At 54.0% G+C, this 15676-nt stretch carries 13 protein-coding genes; 3 read left to right on the top strand and 10 right to left on the bottom strand.

Annotated elements, in window-relative coordinates:
- The first annotated feature begins 44 nt into the window (after positions 1–44).
- Positions 45–635, top strand: a complete 591-nt coding sequence (locus tag MTX36_RS24200) for a hypothetical protein (RefSeq protein ID WP_243622181.1) — start codon at positions 45–47, stop codon at positions 633–635.
- Here MTX36_RS24200 and MTX36_RS30630 read toward each other — a convergent pair.
- From MTX36_RS30630 to MTX36_RS30300, 8 genes are all read right to left on the bottom strand, one after another.
- Positions 619–1122, bottom strand: a complete 504-nt coding sequence (locus tag MTX36_RS30630; RefSeq protein WP_374230532.1) for a barstar family protein — start codon at positions 1120–1122, stop codon at positions 619–621. The genes MTX36_RS24200 and MTX36_RS30630 overlap by 17 nt on opposite strands.
- 204 nt (positions 1123–1326) lie before the next feature.
- Positions 1327–1887 carry a hypothetical protein gene (locus tag MTX36_RS24195; protein ID WP_243622180.1) on the bottom strand — a complete coding sequence of 187 codons (561 nt, stop codon included), beginning with the start codon at positions 1885–1887 and terminating at the stop codon, positions 1327–1329.
- Positions 1888–2347: 460 nt separating this feature from the next.
- On the bottom strand, positions 2348–2842 hold the full coding sequence (locus MTX36_RS24190; protein WP_243622179.1) for a hypothetical protein: 495 nt from the start codon (positions 2840–2842) through the stop codon (positions 2348–2350).
- A gap of 337 nt (positions 2843–3179) precedes the next feature.
- On the bottom strand, positions 3180–3683 hold the full coding sequence (locus MTX36_RS24185) for a DUF2247 family protein (RefSeq protein ID WP_243622178.1): 504 nt from the start codon (positions 3681–3683) through the stop codon (positions 3180–3182).
- Positions 3684–4100: 417 nt separating this feature from the next.
- Positions 4101–4349, bottom strand: coding sequence for a hypothetical protein (locus MTX36_RS24180; RefSeq protein ID WP_243622177.1), 249 nt, complete (start codon positions 4347–4349; stop codon positions 4101–4103).
- A gap of 458 nt (positions 4350–4807) precedes the next feature.
- Entirely contained in the window at positions 4808–4933 is a 126-nt protein-coding gene (locus tag MTX36_RS30625; RefSeq protein WP_374230531.1) for an RHS repeat-associated core domain-containing protein, read from the bottom strand.
- Positions 4902–5405 (bottom strand): barstar family protein, encoded by a 504-nt coding sequence (locus MTX36_RS24175; protein WP_243622176.1) that lies wholly within the window; start codon positions 5403–5405, stop codon positions 4902–4904. The genes MTX36_RS30625 and MTX36_RS24175 overlap by 32 nt, the downstream gene beginning before the upstream one ends.
- A complete protein-coding gene (locus MTX36_RS30300; RefSeq protein WP_308198248.1) occupies positions 5402–5989 on the bottom strand; it encodes an RHS repeat-associated core domain-containing protein in 588 nt (195 codons plus the stop codon). Before MTX36_RS30300 ends, MTX36_RS24175 begins: the two co-directional genes overlap by 4 nt.
- A gap of 96 nt (positions 5990–6085) precedes the next feature.
- On the opposite strand from MTX36_RS30300, the gene MTX36_RS24160 reads away from it, so the two are divergent.
- Entirely contained in the window at positions 6086–6331 is a 246-nt protein-coding gene (locus MTX36_RS24160) for a hypothetical protein (RefSeq protein ID WP_243622175.1), read from the top strand.
- A gap of 135 nt (positions 6332–6466) precedes the next feature.
- Positions 6467–7237 (top strand): hypothetical protein, encoded by a 771-nt coding sequence (locus tag MTX36_RS24155; RefSeq protein WP_243622174.1) that lies wholly within the window; start codon positions 6467–6469, stop codon positions 7235–7237.
- Positions 7238–7650: 413 nt separating this feature from the next.
- On the opposite strand, the gene MTX36_RS24150 is transcribed toward MTX36_RS24155, so the two are convergent.
- Together MTX36_RS24150 and MTX36_RS24145 are read right to left on the bottom strand one after the other, a co-directional pair.
- Positions 7651–12585 carry a DEAD/DEAH box helicase gene (locus tag MTX36_RS24150; RefSeq protein WP_243622173.1) on the bottom strand — a complete coding sequence of 1645 codons (4935 nt, stop codon included), beginning with the start codon at positions 12583–12585 and terminating at the stop codon, positions 7651–7653.
- Positions 12582–15461 (bottom strand): hypothetical protein, encoded by a 2880-nt coding sequence (locus MTX36_RS24145; RefSeq protein ID WP_243622172.1) that lies wholly within the window; start codon positions 15459–15461, stop codon positions 12582–12584. The genes MTX36_RS24150 and MTX36_RS24145 overlap by 4 nt, the downstream gene beginning before the upstream one ends.
- Between the last annotated feature and the right edge of the window lie 215 nt (positions 15462–15676).

Raw genomic sequence — 15676 nt, 5'->3', positions numbered from 1 at the left:
CAGTGTCCAGCCCATGCTCGGGACTGGCACGGAACTGAGGATCCATGAGCGAGAACGACACCACCGCTGACCTGCCCCTTCACATCGACGGCGCAATGGCCATCGCGACGGACGAACGTGACGAGTTGATCCGTCTGTGCGTTAAGTCCCTCGCCGAGATGTTCGGCAGCGAGCCCGCTACCGACGATGACGGCGACATTGTTGTTCCCGTTCACGGCTTCGTCGTTTACGTGACAGTTGCTGACGACGGCCCGCAGATCAACGTCTGGACCTCGGTCCTCACCGGCCTCGGCAACCCGGCCCATGCTGCAACACAGCTGATCGAGCTCGCCCAGGAATGGCCGCGCCTGCGCTTCGCATTCAGCGGCGACCACCTCCTGGTCTCGACCATCCTCGACGCGGATCCCTTCGCCCCGCAGCATCTGATCAACCTCATCGACGAGGTTCACGAGTTCACCCACGAACTCGACGACGATTTCGCCACATCCTTCGGCGGCACCCTCGACTGCGACGAGACTGACGACAGCTACGCCGGCGAATGCAACACCGGCGGCTGTGGCGAAGACTGCGACTGCGATTGTGGCGACGACGCCGAAACTCCCGACGGCGAGCTCGGCATCACTGCCAGCAAGTAGCGCGACTGAGCTTCAGTTCCGAGATGCACGTGGGTTGCGAATTATGCAGCGCGCGTGCATCTCTGCGTACACCGGGTGCAGGCGGGCCCCCGCCGAACATCTCTAAGCGATTGGTCGCTATAACAGGGTCCAGATCCCTAAGGCGCCAAGTTCTCGAGTCTTTGAATGCTCGTTGAATCTGCGACAAGCACTGTGTTGAAAGCAATGGGGCCAGAACCCCAATCTCTCGAGAGACCAACTCTCGTGGACCAGTATCATTCAGTTGCCGCAAGAAGGTCTTGATTTCATCTTGATCGTCAGCCAACAATTTTTCAGCGTGCTCAATAACAGTCAGCTGAGAGGGTGCTGGCAACTCATCTAGCGAATCCATGAGATCACTAAATCCGGGCCAATTTTCCCCAAAGAAACCGGGAAACCTAAATTCATTTCGATAGACATGAAATAATTCATCGAGCGTCCGCATCTCGACCCCCGAAAGTCGATGCACAGTCTGCAGATCAAGACTATTTACAGTCCGATCAGTTCTGTGAACTCATTAGCCGAAATTAGATGCAGCCAAGGCCGGCGAGATGAGACTATCGAATTTAAACTTACCGATTCCATTCGATCACTTTCTCCGGCCATCGGAATCCGACAAAGTTCGATGATGCCTTTGACTCAGAAATATTAGCATCGATACCTGATTTACCCGTCAATTCGATCGAGATCTGATCGTGGACGTAGCATAAGTAGGATTCAGAACCGAGCTCCATTGCGGAAATCCGGCTTCGATAAATTCGTCCGTATCCAAACCCAGATCCGGCTGCGACTCCCCGATGGAATCAACATTCCCCTCGATGAAAACCGCCCAGCCGCCCGAAATTTTCAGCACCGATCTCGGATTACATGGAATCTCAATGTCAAACCGATCATTTCCCCTTCTAGGCGTGGAACCCATGGACGTATGCAGATGGCTTCTCTGGTTCCGTCCATCGACCTCGACTCGCCCCGTTCGATTGACTGAAGATTCTTCCTCTATCCATTCAATCGATCTAGTTTCTCCAACAATAAGAAGCGCAGTATTTCCATCTCCGAGGAAAATTGATGTTCGAAGGTCAAAAATCACACCAACCCTACTAGTTAGCGTTGATATCTTTACATCCAAAACTGAACATTCCTGAAGTAGATTCGAGACAGAAAGCGGATCAAATAAGTCCGCCCTGAATTTGACATGATGGATTGGATTCTTCATTATCTCATCGATGGTTGCCATTTCAGTCCTAACTAATTACGATTCAGATGAATCGCTTTCACCATTGAGAATTAGCTGCGCCCGCCCTTGACAGTTCAATCGCACGAATCGAAAACAGGACGGATACCGAAACATATTCGCAATCTAGAGAATCTCAATTGATTTTTCAATTTCATTGACAAGGAAACTGATCTCGCTATCACATGAAACTTGATCCAAACCCCTATCGAGCGCATAGGATATCTCAAGCTCTCCCCATAGTCTACGCAGTTCCGTTGCATCCGGAAGTTTCACCTTCTCGGAACAATCGACAATTCGTTCAAGTTCCGCGACAAGAACTCCAAGCCCTATCCGATTATCCCTGTAATCCTGAATCGATTTCTTCGCAAGCTCTAATATCAAATTCAAATTGCCCCCTCCGGCTATTCACCTATTTGATGCCACCAAATCTACCCTGCAAATCTTCGGTCAGCAAATATTTTCAATCAGTAAACTTTGGCCTTATCCAGATTGAATGCAATTTGTCTTCTCGGGATCCGAAAGCTGTCCCTGTGCAGAATTCCCAGATCTCATCATCCTCTTGGTCATTATTTCGAGTGACGCGAACCCATCCAGACCTTGCATCGAATATCGTCTCAATCGCTTCATGATCGATGAATCGCGGAGAAATTCCGGGTTCAAGCGGCGGTTCCGAGTTCACCCTGATCTCGCCGCTCTTCATTTTCGAAGGAAGAGCGGGCCCTTCCTTCCAGTCCAGATTTGGATGATATCCCCAAACATGAAGAGCTCTACCAGTTTTGACGTCCACCGAAATTTGCAGAAAGGATATTTGAATTGAACTCGTTCCATCAATCGAATATCCAAGGCTTCGAGCAATTTCAATATTTTGAACATCAAAAGAAAATTCATTCCGACAATAGACCGGAACAAAAGGGAAAATAGCTCCACTATAGCATTCAAACTTTACTGCAGACATCGTTCTTGCTCCCCATTTATCCGGCCTGAAGAAGTAATGACATATCGTCCTGCTAACCATGTACATCATGATCTCAAAAGTTCCCGTCCGGCCTCCCAATGATCTTTCAGAAATCCGGAACTCCTGGAACCCATCGGCCATCAGGAACTAGAGACAATGGAACCAACATTTGTTGCAAAAATTCAATCAACCGGACAAATACAAACTGCGGATACAGGTCTCGATCATGTCCCTAAACGTGATTCGCAAAAGATCGTGTCATCTACGGTTCCAAGGCAAAGCATTTCAAATACCATAAAAGCCACACCGATCACGTGTTCGATCCATCCGTTACTGACTAGTCACGATTCAGATAGAACTCTTTCATTTCTCTAACATAACTCTCCCAGGCCTGTTCGATTCCTGGAATTCCACCCGGAGCCTCACCCACGCGAGGTGGCATATAGCGAATGATATTGTCAATCTCTGATGGATACTGAAAATCGGCATATATACACTCCACGACTTCGAACGGATCTAGAAAATCATCCTTATGGGCGAATGCCCACGCCAGAGCAAGATAGAGCCAAACCCTCCTCGATTCAATCTCACCGCTTGAGAATTCAATTTTTTCCAGTATGTCGTCAACGGAGGCCGCTTCTACAGAAAGGAGCAACGCCAACCGTTCTTCATCCTCGCTAAGACGGACTCCGTTAACGAGCGCATGCAGCATGATTGCGATTGCGTCACGCCGATCGATCCATCCGTTGAAATACCCCCACTTCAACTCATCCGAATAAAGCTTGGCATACTCAATTACAAAGTCTGCAGGGATATGGAATTTGACCAAAGTTTCACTCACTGTCACTGTATAATTGGAATTCAACTGACGCTACCGTTTCACTAAATACTTCATGAGTAATCTTCCCTCCATCCATTATCCACTCAAATCTTCCTACTGCGTTATTGATTCGAATTCTCAAGATTGTGATAACCACACATCGAGCGTCTTCACCGTCCTGACCAAACGGTTGCAACCTTCTGCCCGAGCATTCGCGATACCCCGTACACAGGAAAAGTTGGTCCCCGGCCGCCACGTATCCGCCGTGATCGCCGGCGTCAGTAGTCGCTTCTGACGTCCGCGCTTCGACCACATCCACTTCCAGATGAGCCTCCAGGCCGTCTCCTGCGACCTGACGGGTTCCCAAACCTGACTTTCGCGACAATCCGAACTACAAAGACCTTATGTTCGGCTAGACACACGAAAAATCGAGGCCAACTATCCCTGGAGATGTTCTCCAAAAAGCTGGATAGCGGAATCTAAAGTCATATCGATAAAACGCCCGGTGTCTAATCCATCCTCGACCGTGACGATACTTCTTAATTTGTCTACTCTAACATTGAACACATTGAAAGTTAGTGTTTTTTCAACTATTTCAGTCTCAGCCCTCAGCAGTTCCATCACTTCCTCAACGGCGGCCTTATCGCCATCTATTCGAAAAAATTCTTCAATTATCGTGTTGTCCATTTTCATCCCCTGGGAAACGCAGTCTTAATCAATCCATCGCGTATGATTACTTCCAGCGCGCGGGTAGGTGATCCATTTCTTGCGTAACCGATGTCGGCATCGAATTGATATATCACCCGCGTTGTACCCCCCTGGATTTCGATCTTCCCATTTCGTAGCGCCTGGTCTACCATCGATTTTACATTAGCAGCATGCGTTCCACTATTAAATTTCCCGACGCTTTCGAAGCCTGAATTTGGCCCATACCGATACATTATATGTTCAATCGTGGACATAAGACCGCCGTGGCGGTATGTCTCCGCACCCCACTGCGCCCATCCACCACCCCGTTGCAACTCAAGAGTTGTTTGCCCCGGCACATTGCTGCTTTCGCCGCACGCTACCGGCGTTAGGCCGAGTGGGTCGATCCATCCCGTCGGGTTATGAACATACGCATCAGGGTTCGGTGCAGGGGCAAGTCATAACGGGTCCGGGGTGATGAACCGGACAGTATGCGGATTGTAATAACGGTGCAGGTTGTAGTGTAATCCGCTTTCCGCTCTGGAAGAGTCCTCAATTTTCTGCAGTTCCCACCTCCTCCACAACTCCTTGGGGCGCGAGATTTGCAAATTTTTGAATACTCAGTGAATCTGCAACAAGCACTGTATTGAATGATACGGAGCCAGAACCCCAATCTTTGGAAAGTCCAACGCTCGTGGACCAGTACCGCCCAATATTGTTGATCTGCCGTAGGAATGTTTTGGTCTCACCGGGGTCGTTGACCAACATTTGTTCAGCATTTTCTATTATCGTGAGATGGGAGGGCGACGGCAGATTCTCCAAAGTCTCCATGAGTTCGCTAAATCCTGGCCAGTTGTATCCAAAATAGCTGGGAAATTGAAACTCTTGTTGATACACATTGAATAATTCATCAAGTGTCCGCATTTTGATGCCGGAGAATCTGTGAATCAACTGCTTATCAAGATTGGTGATCGTTTGATCAATCATTTCGAACTCGCTGGTGGAGATAAGGTGCAGCCAGGGGCGATTACATGAGATTATTGAATCTACGTTCACGGGTTCCATCTTATGAATTTTCTGTAGTGGTCAGGCGTGTAGTAAATGGATCCGTCCGAACCTGTAACAATTCTCTCTGAACCTGGAGTCGGGTTTCCCGGTGAAGGCAATGCTCCCCATTCGCGATACGAGATTGGACCACCGTCCGGCCCCAATTGAGGAAGAATTTGTCCGTCAGATCGACCATCGTTCTCGAAAAACTTCGGAATTTTCGGGCCTTGCACTACCTGTTCCCAAATTACGCCCCGTTCTTGTATTTGTTCAATTATTCGCACGGATTCCGGTGGAACTTCGACGCCGAAAGGGCTGTCCAGGCTGTTGCCGTTGCATGCTGCTGGTGTCAGTCCGAGCGGATCGATCCACCCCGTCGGGTTATGAACATACGCATCAGGGTTCGGTGCAGCGGCAAGTCCCAACGGGTCCGGGGTGATGAACCGAGCAGTGTGCGGATTGTAATAGCGGTGCAGGTTGTAGTGTAAGCCGGTTTCCGCATCCGCGTACTGACCTGGAGAACGTAGCGGGGTACTGACTTCGCCGCGCCAGTTGGTAAGTCCCCAGAGCGACTGGTTCGCTGATCCGGCCACGACGCCCGTAACAGGGTCGCTGGCGGGAATCCCAACGGAGTCTCACCGGCGATGTCGACAAATAGTCCGGTAGCTTCGGGCAAGGAAGGAATGAGAGTGTCGAAGATTCTGCTGCCGAGGACGTGTTGGTATCGGGCGTCGTCGAACTCGCCTCGCGCCGCAAAGTGGCGAGCGAATTGTTGTTCGTCGGTGAACGCGCAGATCCAGTCGATCCCGCACAGAGATGTGATGAGGATGCGGTCGTCGAACATGGGGGACGAGCAGGACCGCATCGCGGACGGCGGCGGTCAGACTCTGAACTCTGCCGAAGCCGAGTCGGAATGCGTCGACCTCGTCGAGTAAATCGAGTCGACTACTAGCGATATCCCCCATGAAGCCCCCCGGCATCAGCATTGTTTGCGTCGCCAACGTAGCAGAGTTTGCGCTCAGCAAGCGCGGCAACCGGATCCTGTCGGTGGGCGGTGCCACTATTTCAAGATGGAGATCGAAGACGATGGATTCGAACCGCCCGCAGCCTGCGTTCAGTGGTGCCAGGTGCGGAGCTACGATCTGCACGTCCTCGATGACGGTGCCACCGTGGATCTGGACTGGTGGAACTCCCACCTGCGCGACGCCAAACACGAGATTCGACTACAGGGCAGGAACGACGACGGAAAGATCGTCACTGCCGGGTTCGCAACAGTGCAGCGCAATGACCTTCGACCAAACACTGAACTCGTCGTCGCAGACCATGACGCGCTCGGACTGCTATTCCTGTGTGCGGCCTGGCAGAGCGCTCATCGGGGTCGGCGATTCAAACGTCGATTCCCCGACGTTTTCAACACACAGGTCCCCGATGGCGAAGATCCCTTGAGGACGATCAAGTCTGTCCTCGATTACTGCCTGAAGACTCGCACATTGCCGGCAATCCACCGCGATACGTGGTCCGGATGGCCCATGACACCCGGAGTCGGAGTTTCCCTCATCGCTGCATTCATGTGGGCCGCGGGAGTATCCGAGGCAGGAAGCCGCGCACAGTTGATCGACCAGTTCGGTGTGTCAACGCTCATTCACGAAGGGTGGCTGGAAGATCCATCAGTCAGCAGTTTCACTCTGCGTCGATACCACCGCTACAACCAATTGCTCAACGCGTGGGCAACGACGGCCCAAACACGTCCAGAGTTGATTGAAATGTGGCTGGTCAAGCGGTGGAATGCCAGGCTTCTCGAAGCTCATCACGGTACACGGGCAATGCCCACGCTGTTCTGACGTCCGCCAGCCAAGCGCACCGCATGGTCATCAGACATCCAGTCATTCGCCTTCTTTGCTGCAGTAACCATCTGTGTGGTGAGTTGTCCCTCATCTCGGGCCTGCTGCAACCGTAGGACGGTCTCACGGCACAGATTGTGCTCGCGAAGTAACCGTGTTTTGCTGCCTCCTCGACGGCTTCGTCCCAGCGACGTAAGAACTCGACTCGAAACGCCAGCGGGAACGAACGCTTACCTGTCGGGGTTCGTCCGATCTCGACATCAATCATCAGTTACTTCGTTTCCCCGCTTAGGTTGCCAGGTGTCTCACGACCATCATGGCAACCGACGTGCGGCGCGTTGACCTCTGCGAATGAGGTGCACGCGCCGCAGAGTTCCTGAAGCACTTGTTTTATCGAGCAAGCCAACCCGCTCTCATCCACCGCCGAGCATGCCAAGCATCAAGTCTGCGTCGGCATCGACAATATTGATCACTTTGTACCCATCTGCACCAAGTCCACTGTCTCGATCTGGATCATCACCTTCCACGAGCACAACCCGAGAGTCTGGCCAGACGGCCTCGATTGGCCAATAGTGCGTGCCGAGATCAATGCCGATGTCTGGCTTCACCGCACCGCGCAACGACAATTCTAGTAGCAGCTCGATGACTGATTCTGGTGTATGCACAAGATTCTCGCCCCACGGTCCGTCCACCTCACCGTCAACGCCGACCACCTTTAGCCATTGGAAAATTGCCAAAGCGCCATCCCGCGTGAGCCGATCATGGAAACGTTCGTTGCGGAATGAGCGTAGGCATCCGTAGCACGATGTTTCCGAGCCGCAATCACATCGACTAACCCGATCGACTGCAAACTGAATCACTTTTTCAAGATTCTCCGCAATTTTCTTTGCAGCGCCGGCACCGGCGGGAACAGTGTCGAAGAGAACAATGCTGCGTTTACGTTCTTTACTCCACGACAATGTGCCATCAATATCGTCGCGGCTAATCTCTAGCGCCTCTGAAGCACCTTCCAGGAGGGCGTACAGCACCGATAGCCAACGTGATTCAGATTCCTTGTCGTAGGACATGTCTCCGAACGTGAACTCGGCGACATCAGTCTCATAGCGATGCGCCAGCGATACGACCTGTGGTCGTCCCTCACACGCGCCTCCTGTCGCAGGCCGCTGGTGTCCGCCCTTGATTGGCTTCCCTGTCGATGCCTCGGCCCACCCGCACCAGCCACAGAGGTAGAAGCCCGCTCCACTGCCCTCAGATATCACGGCCATCCGCGCGCGTGTGCCTGCACGCGCCTGCACTTCCATTCCGCCTGTCGATTGCCACTCGAAAGTCTCAGCTACTTTGCCAATGCTCTCAACGTAGCTTGCACCACCCCATAGCCTCTGGGGCGGTTCGGTTTTCACATCGTCAACTTTTCTGTCGGCGACAAATCCGAACTCGGGCACGACGAACGTACGGATCCTGCCAAACTCCTGTTCGCAACTGGGACAATGAGTCTCGACATCAAGTTCGTGTCCGCACTCAAACTCGTTGCAGTTGCGACACACCCGGTACTTGAGTTCCTCAAGTTCCCGTTTAGGTAGCTTGTGAAGTCCACGAGAGGTCCACAACTTGCCCCCTGCTACCACCTGATTTCCTGGTGCGTAGTCGAAAATAGCCTGGCTCAGATCACGCGAAAGCTCAAGCCGCGCACCAACGTCACCCTCACAATGCGCGGTCCGCAGTTCGACGGTGTCCACGGGGAAGCCGTACTTGGGCAGGATGTTCTTGTTCGCTAGATATCCGAGTAACTGACGTTCCTCAATGGTCTTGAGCGTCTTCTGCAGCCTTCCACCGAATGCGAGTTTGTCTGAAGTCTTGGCTTCCTCGATCAACGCTTTGAAGGTATCAATGTCGTTGCACATCTCTTGCTCAGCTGTCGCGATGAGCTCACATAGTCGATCAACCCAGGTCCCGTCGTGGACTCCAATGATCTCCGCAACTGAGGACGGAAGAATTTGTAGGAGTGCATCGTGGATGCTTTTGGGAACTGGAGTGAGGAACATTCGAACCTGCGACGCTGGAGAATCCTGGCCGTCGTCACTTGGCGAGAAGAACGCGCCCGCATGCTTCCATGTGAGCCCGTCTCGTTCGAAGCGATGACGGAAGTATGCAGAAAGCGCAACAGAATGCGCATGCCTGCGCCCGATTCGTTCGTTCTCGATTGGGATCCAAGGGATTCGCATCTCACCAGCGATCATGGACTCCGGCTTCTGGAACTTCGTCAGGTCATGGGAACTACGTTTCGCATAGGTCAGGACCAAAGCCGCAGATGCGGCGCGACGACCTGCCCGTCCAGCCCGCTGGACGTAATTCGCAGTCTTTGGTGGCATGTTCCGAAGAACCACGGCCTGCAGTTCACCTACATCGACGCCCAGCTCGAACGTCGTCGAGCAAGAGAGCACGTTGATTCCGCCAGAAACGAACTCGCGCTGGATCTCCGCTGCCTTTGTGGCTTCCCACTGAGCCGTATGCTCCTCGGCTGCAAGTGGGACCGCGTTGAGAGTGCGGTAGATCGAGCGGTAGTGATTGGCATCGTGCTCCACTGGTGGGACTTCGAATTCATGCAAAGTCCCATCGCAGGTTCCGTGCGCGCAGAGATCGCGAACGTTGTTCGCGCTCAGACGTCTGCACGCGGAACACTGGTGCCACGTGCTCTCGACGCCAGGTCGAATACGGAGTTGTTCGTGATCCACCTGATAGACATCACCGGCAAAGTTGTCAGTCTTGGGAGTCACGTATCCCTCCTCAAGAAGAAACTTCCAACAACTGTTCAGAACCTTGTCTGGAGGCACTTCGGAGCCGAGTGCGGCAAGCACCTTCCGTACGAACAGGATTCGATTGTTCGTCGTGCCCGCGTGGCCTCCCGGGAGCCAGCTGATAATGCGCTTATTTCGATCCGAATCCATCGACCGAATCCGGATCTGAGTATTCCGTGGCTCGAAAATCGACGCTTTGATATCGACCTCGGGCAACAAGGTCATCGCGCCTTGCAATCGAATGGTTTTCAGAAGTTCTTCGAACAAGCCCCACACTTCGTCCGGCGTGAGCCCCAACTGCAAGAACCCCTTAGGCAGTTCAGTCTTCCGCGATCGAAACAAGGAAACTCGCATCAATCCCAAACCTTCGAGCGACTGACGTTCGTCCATACTCATCAGTTCTGCCATTATCCAAGGATTTACGACGCGAAGGGTAGTTTTCCGGGTGGCCCGCTCGTCGAAGTACTGCGCCTTCGTCGCGATTCTTCGAGTTTCATCGGCGAGATCCTCCACCGAGAATTCCTCGTCGATATTCTTCGGATCCGACAGCGCTTGAGTGACGTATCGACGCTCAAGCATCCGACCATACGTGCGTGCAAGATACGGCGCAGCGAATGCTGCGGCTTGCCGCGAGTCGGAGAACATCAGGAGCTTGCGTCCCTCGCCGACCTGTTCGACGGTTTCGTCGGCTGCACGCGGCAGGTGTTGATAGAGCGCCGTGGTAATCACTGCAGGCGCAGCATTGGTATCGGTCCGAAGTCTACGAATCACCTGTCGGGACCGTGCCCCGCACTCGGTGCACTTGCTCATCACGCGAGTCGCCGTAGCATGTTCACGTACTTGCAGTACTGGACCGCCTGGGCATTCACCGCTTACACATTCAGACGAACCGCCCAACAGGCCGCAGCCTGAGCAGAGGTTTCTCATACCAGTCGACACTCCGGTATCGAGATCCTCCGCAAGTGTCGTCTCATCCTCGTCGACCATGCCGACGTCGTCGGTACCTGTCACCACGAGCCAACGTACCGACGAATCGTTTTTCGCTGGACGGAAGTACTGGCGACCTTGATGCACAGACACGTCCCCGGCCAAATGCACTGCGCCGCAACGTAGACAGGTTCCGAATTCAAATACCGCTCTCCCCGTCTCGGGATCAATCTCATGACGCCCAAGAAAAACGCGGGGTAGCTCGTCGGTGAAACTGACGTAGGCTCCTTCCGTTGCGCGCACAAACATGTGATAGCGCGCAGACAGAACTGGATTACCACTTGCATCACTCACTTTGGAACCGAGCGCCACTAGAGCCTCGAGCCTTACCATCGCTTCCGGGTCGTCTGGCCACAGCTTTGATGCCAATGTACGGACGTCGGCAGGACCTCGGGAGACTATCGACTTAAGATCCGCAATCCGCTGTTCATCATGGAGTGCGTCTGCGAAATCCCCGCTAACAGAATGACCACCCAGTGAACTTAGATCAGCATCAGGCCGAGCAAGATCCATCAACGAATCGTCATCGATGGTCCACGTCGGCGCGCCGCGTCGCGGTAGCCGTGTGGCCGTCACCAAGTCCTGTCGACTGTCGTCGTCGCCAACGAACTCGAAAGGTACGTCAAACAGTTTGTGGGCGAAAGTCGTTGCCTCTGAACCTTGAGTTTCCGCACTCTTTCCCGTCAGCGAAGCGGACGTCGCAATGCACTGCAGCGATTTCCCGCGCGCTACCCGTTCCCGCAGGCGCCGCAACAGCAATGCAACTTCCGAGCCCTGTGCACCGTCGTAGACATGCGCTTCATCCAGTGCGATGTACTTCCACGTGCCAGCGTGCTCACCGTCGAACAGATCCAGATCGGCAGGTCGCAACAGTAGGTACTCAAGCATCGCGTAGTTGGTCAGCAAGATGTGCGGCGGCCGTTCGCGCATTTCCTCACGACTGAGCATCTCATTCGGCAACGGCGCCTGCCCCGGGTGGAGCGTCCGAAAGATTGATCGTGCGTCCTTCTCTGATTCCTTAGTCTCACCCGTATATCTGCCGAAGGTGATGTCCGGCATCGTTGCGAGCATTGTCCGTAACCTCTTGAGCTGGTCGTTGGCAAGCGCGTTCATTGGATACAGCAGCAACGCCCGCACACCCGGCGTCAACGTTCTATTCGCCCGCTCCTCAATCAACGAGTTGAGAATGGGAAGCAGGAAACTCTCGGTCTTACCGGAGCCAGTACCTGTACTGACAACTAGATTTCGACCCGCAACCACCTTGCGGATTGCGCTCTCCTGATGTCGGTACAGTGGACGATCGATCGGGACTGCTTCGCTGTCCAATTCAACGAAATCTGGGTGCAGTACACCATCACCAATCAATTCTCGAAGCGACGCACCGGGCGCATACGGCGGCGTCAGCTCGAGCATCGGCCCCTTGGTGAGCAACGCAGTATCGTCCACTGCAGCGTCAAACGCGGCCGCGAGCTTCGGATCTCTGGGCGCAAGAAGCGTTTTCAGGTAACGCTTATAGCTTCCTTCGATCCCCGCACCTGCTGCCAGTGGGTCAAGTCGGTCTATCATGCGATTTCTCCGATCAAGTCACCAAAGATTGTGTGAGAAACAAGTGCATCCGCGATCAGCAGATCGGTCGCGACCATGGCAGGGAAGAGATCAGCCATCCTCGCCCACCCGTCGCGCATGTCGGAGGTCATCGGCGAACACTCAAATTCGCCTCGCGCATCCAACCGCGCAACTGCTGCCATAGTCAAGGACTGCACTGATAACGCCATCCACGGGTACTCCGCCAAGTCAACACCGGCTATCGCACTATTCCGGGCTTGGACGGCATCAAATATCTGTGGCGCAACAGCTTTGATCTCACGCAAAGCCCTATGAGAGTCAGCTGCAAAGTCCGCCTGCATAGGATCAGATGACCACTCGTCACGCCTGTGAAAGGCGTCAACTGTCGCAGCTGTCCTCATATCAACATCCAGCAGCGCCCCAGGGGCCAGCTCGAAGGTAAGGAAGAAATTGTCTCTTTCCTCGGGCATCCAGTCGGCGATAACCAGCGCTGCCCGGTCCAGTACACCGGGTTTAGGCAAGGTAGCTTGCCCCTGGCTCAGAAGTTCTATTAGCGTCGTTCCACCTTGATTCTCTAGATACCCGAGTGTTTCCGATCGTTCAGCAACCACCTTGTCCTTGCGAGAAAACAGCGAAGGCAAGTCAGCAATCTCCACCATGCACCCCACCCACGCGTGCGAATGCATTTCGTTGAGGGTGAAGCTGGCGGAGAACGCCATTCCGACCAAATGCGTTCGGATAAGCAGTCCCATTATCTCGTCTGATGAAATTATGCTGTTGCCCAACGCTTCCAGCGAGGTACGCGGATGCCGGCACAAAATCCTGATGAGGGTACTGCGAATGCGTTCATTGTGAGCGTCCTTCCGATCCTTCGGTAAAAGCGCCAAGGCCGCTACCGCAGCTGACACCACGTCCTCGGACATCGGTGGCGCACCGTTTCCGGACAAGAATCGGGAGAGAGCTTCGTAGCCATCAGAATCGTCCCGAACCCAGCCCTGTTGCTCGATCCGATGCGCGGTCCAGTCTGGGCGACTTGGACGAGCGATCGTCACCCACGGATCGTCAACGAACACTTGCACGAGCAACGCACCCGCAGCACGTAGGCCTTCTGGCAAGGCAGCCCGATTACCCACGATGTCGACCCGAGCCACTGGCTTCCAGGGCGCAGTAGTAGCCCAGAGAAACACTGCTAGGTTTTCCTCGTCGGCCAGATGTTCAAATACTAGATCTGTCCCGCTCAGTCGAACCGATCCACACAGTCGCGCTTGCCGAATCTGGGCGATTGCGAGCTTATGGGTACAGCCGCGCTCATCGTCAATGAGCGCTACCAGTTGACAAGCCCCGCTCCTCCGCGCCGTGTCCACGAAAGTTCGGGTAGATATCTGAAAGATATTGTGCGCCCGCGCTTCCGAATCTTCATTCTGGAGAACAGAACCAGCATCATCTACCAAGGCGAATCTGACCTTCGCCTCTCCCGGAACCCGGGCTGCAACTACTGCATGCACCTCAAGGTCTGAGGGCTTGAGAATCTGGGCCGTGGTTCGCCATTGCGCAGGCGTTCCCATTGCATCGATTCGCGATTCGAAGTAAGGCGGCGTCACAACAAGCTTGAATGATGCTGTGTCACTATCAATTCGAACATAGTTGTCTCGAACGTCAGTCGAAAAATTGATTGACGCCTGGTCGACAGAAAGCGGTTGCGCACATTCCACGTTTGTAGTGCTGGGTGTCAAACCACCAACGACTGGACAACGGAACTCGATTCCATGGTCGACGTGTAGCCCTTCTGCAATGAACAATGTATGGCGAAGGTCTGATCCCACCGCGCCACTAACCGCTATCTCATACAGTCCGAGCAATCCCGCTGGCACACCGTCGAATGGATCGAGATACGTGTCCACGCTGCCCGATTCCCATTGCTCTTGGGTCATCCAATTCGTCTCACCCGAGCGCCGAACCTTCACGCTCCACAGTTCGGGATGACTCCCCAGATGCGGCGGCAGCTTAATGGCCGGCCTCTCTGCGTAAACCGACAACCCATTGGTCGTCTTGAGCCCCTTGACCGGGTCGGCGGGCTCGTAACGCGGAGCACCGAGCGAACGCACACCACGTACCGGCGCGTCGATACCCACTCGCTTGACCACTATCGACGTGCTGGCACTCAGATCAATGCCCCAAACCTTCCAGCCCCGCCAACCTGAAGGAACCCGCGGATCAGTGAGCGACTGCAGGCTGTCGCCGGTCACCGCGTCGACAATGGTTGCGTCGTGCGGGAGTACCGCCCACACGACCCCACGAGGAAGTGGAGTTTGCCGTTGAATCAGTCGCCCCTCTGCGGTGAACAACAAGAGCGGATCAGCCTTGTCCACCAATGGTATTCGAAAATTTGCGTCCGTAGACTCGTGACGCAGGAGTATTTCTCGAGCCGGGACCGTGACTGTCACTGGGGTCAAAGGATGCTCACCATCGGCATCAACACCCCATCCACGATCTGCGTAAATCTCACGTGTGTTGCCGTTGAGGGAGAGTTTCCAGGGCATTTCGGCGGACTCCGCCGGGTAGGGCACGCCGATCATGATCTGGTCGTCTTGTACCGAAAAGGACAGAGTGGGCTTGCGCAATCTGGTGCGTCGCATTGGCTTGTCAATGGATTTCCCAAACGGCCGCTCTTGCAATCGCTCGATCAGCCCATCGAGGATGAGAGTAGGCAACCCCGTTGTCGATGTTTCAAGGTCGAGGTCATTCCACACATCGGGTTTCACAGACGTGAAGCACACGAACTCGATGATCCGGTCGAGAATATCAATCGCAACCTCGCCACCAAGCTGAAGAAAGTTCCGTACGGGAGCATCGAGCCTGTTAAGCCGATAACCCATTCCAGGTTCGGTGAGCCATTCGAGAAGTGACGCTCCACTCGGATCGCGCCCATGTAGGAGATGTTCCTCAATCAGCTCGATCACATCACCTAGTAGTACTTTGTTAGGTCGGGAAGGTGTGATGACACAGCGGGCAGGTACCGATCCAATGAGCAAGTGCGCGTTGAAGTTCGCGCACGACACCGTAGAGGGTCAGTCCCGCCCACCCACTTTTG

This window comes from Rhodococcus sp. ARC_M6 (assembly GCF_022810305.1).
GTDB lineage: Bacteria > Actinomycetota > Actinomycetes > Mycobacteriales > Mycobacteriaceae > Rhodococcus_F.
This window is presented reverse-complemented; position numbering and strand designations above follow the sequence as displayed.

What these genes read in the sequence shown, in the direction of transcription:
- MTX36_RS24195 (WP_243622180.1), bottom strand. Translation starts at nt 1,887, where the DNA reads ATGGCAACCATCGATGAGATAATGAAGAATCCAATCCATCATGTCAAA.
- MTX36_RS24150 (WP_243622173.1), bottom strand. Translation starts at nt 12,585, where the DNA reads ATGATAGACCGACTTGACCCACTGGCAGCAGGTGCGGGGATCGAAGGA.
- MTX36_RS24200 (WP_243622181.1), top strand. Translation starts at nt 45, where the DNA reads ATGAGCGAGAACGACACCACCGCTGACCTGCCCCTTCACATCGACGGC.
- MTX36_RS24155 (WP_243622174.1), top strand. Translation starts at nt 6,467, where the DNA reads ATGGAGATCGAAGACGATGGATTCGAACCGCCCGCAGCCTGCGTTCAG.
- MTX36_RS24145 (WP_243622172.1), bottom strand. Translation starts at nt 15,461, where the DNA reads ATGGGTTATCGGCTTAACAGGCTCGATGCTCCCGTACGGAACTTTCTT.
- MTX36_RS24190 (WP_243622179.1), bottom strand. Translation starts at nt 2,842, where the DNA reads ATGTCTGCAGTAAAGTTTGAATGCTATAGTGGAGCTATTTTCCCTTTT.
- MTX36_RS24180 (WP_243622177.1), bottom strand. Translation starts at nt 4,349, where the DNA reads ATGGACAACACGATAATTGAAGAATTTTTTCGAATAGATGGCGATAAG.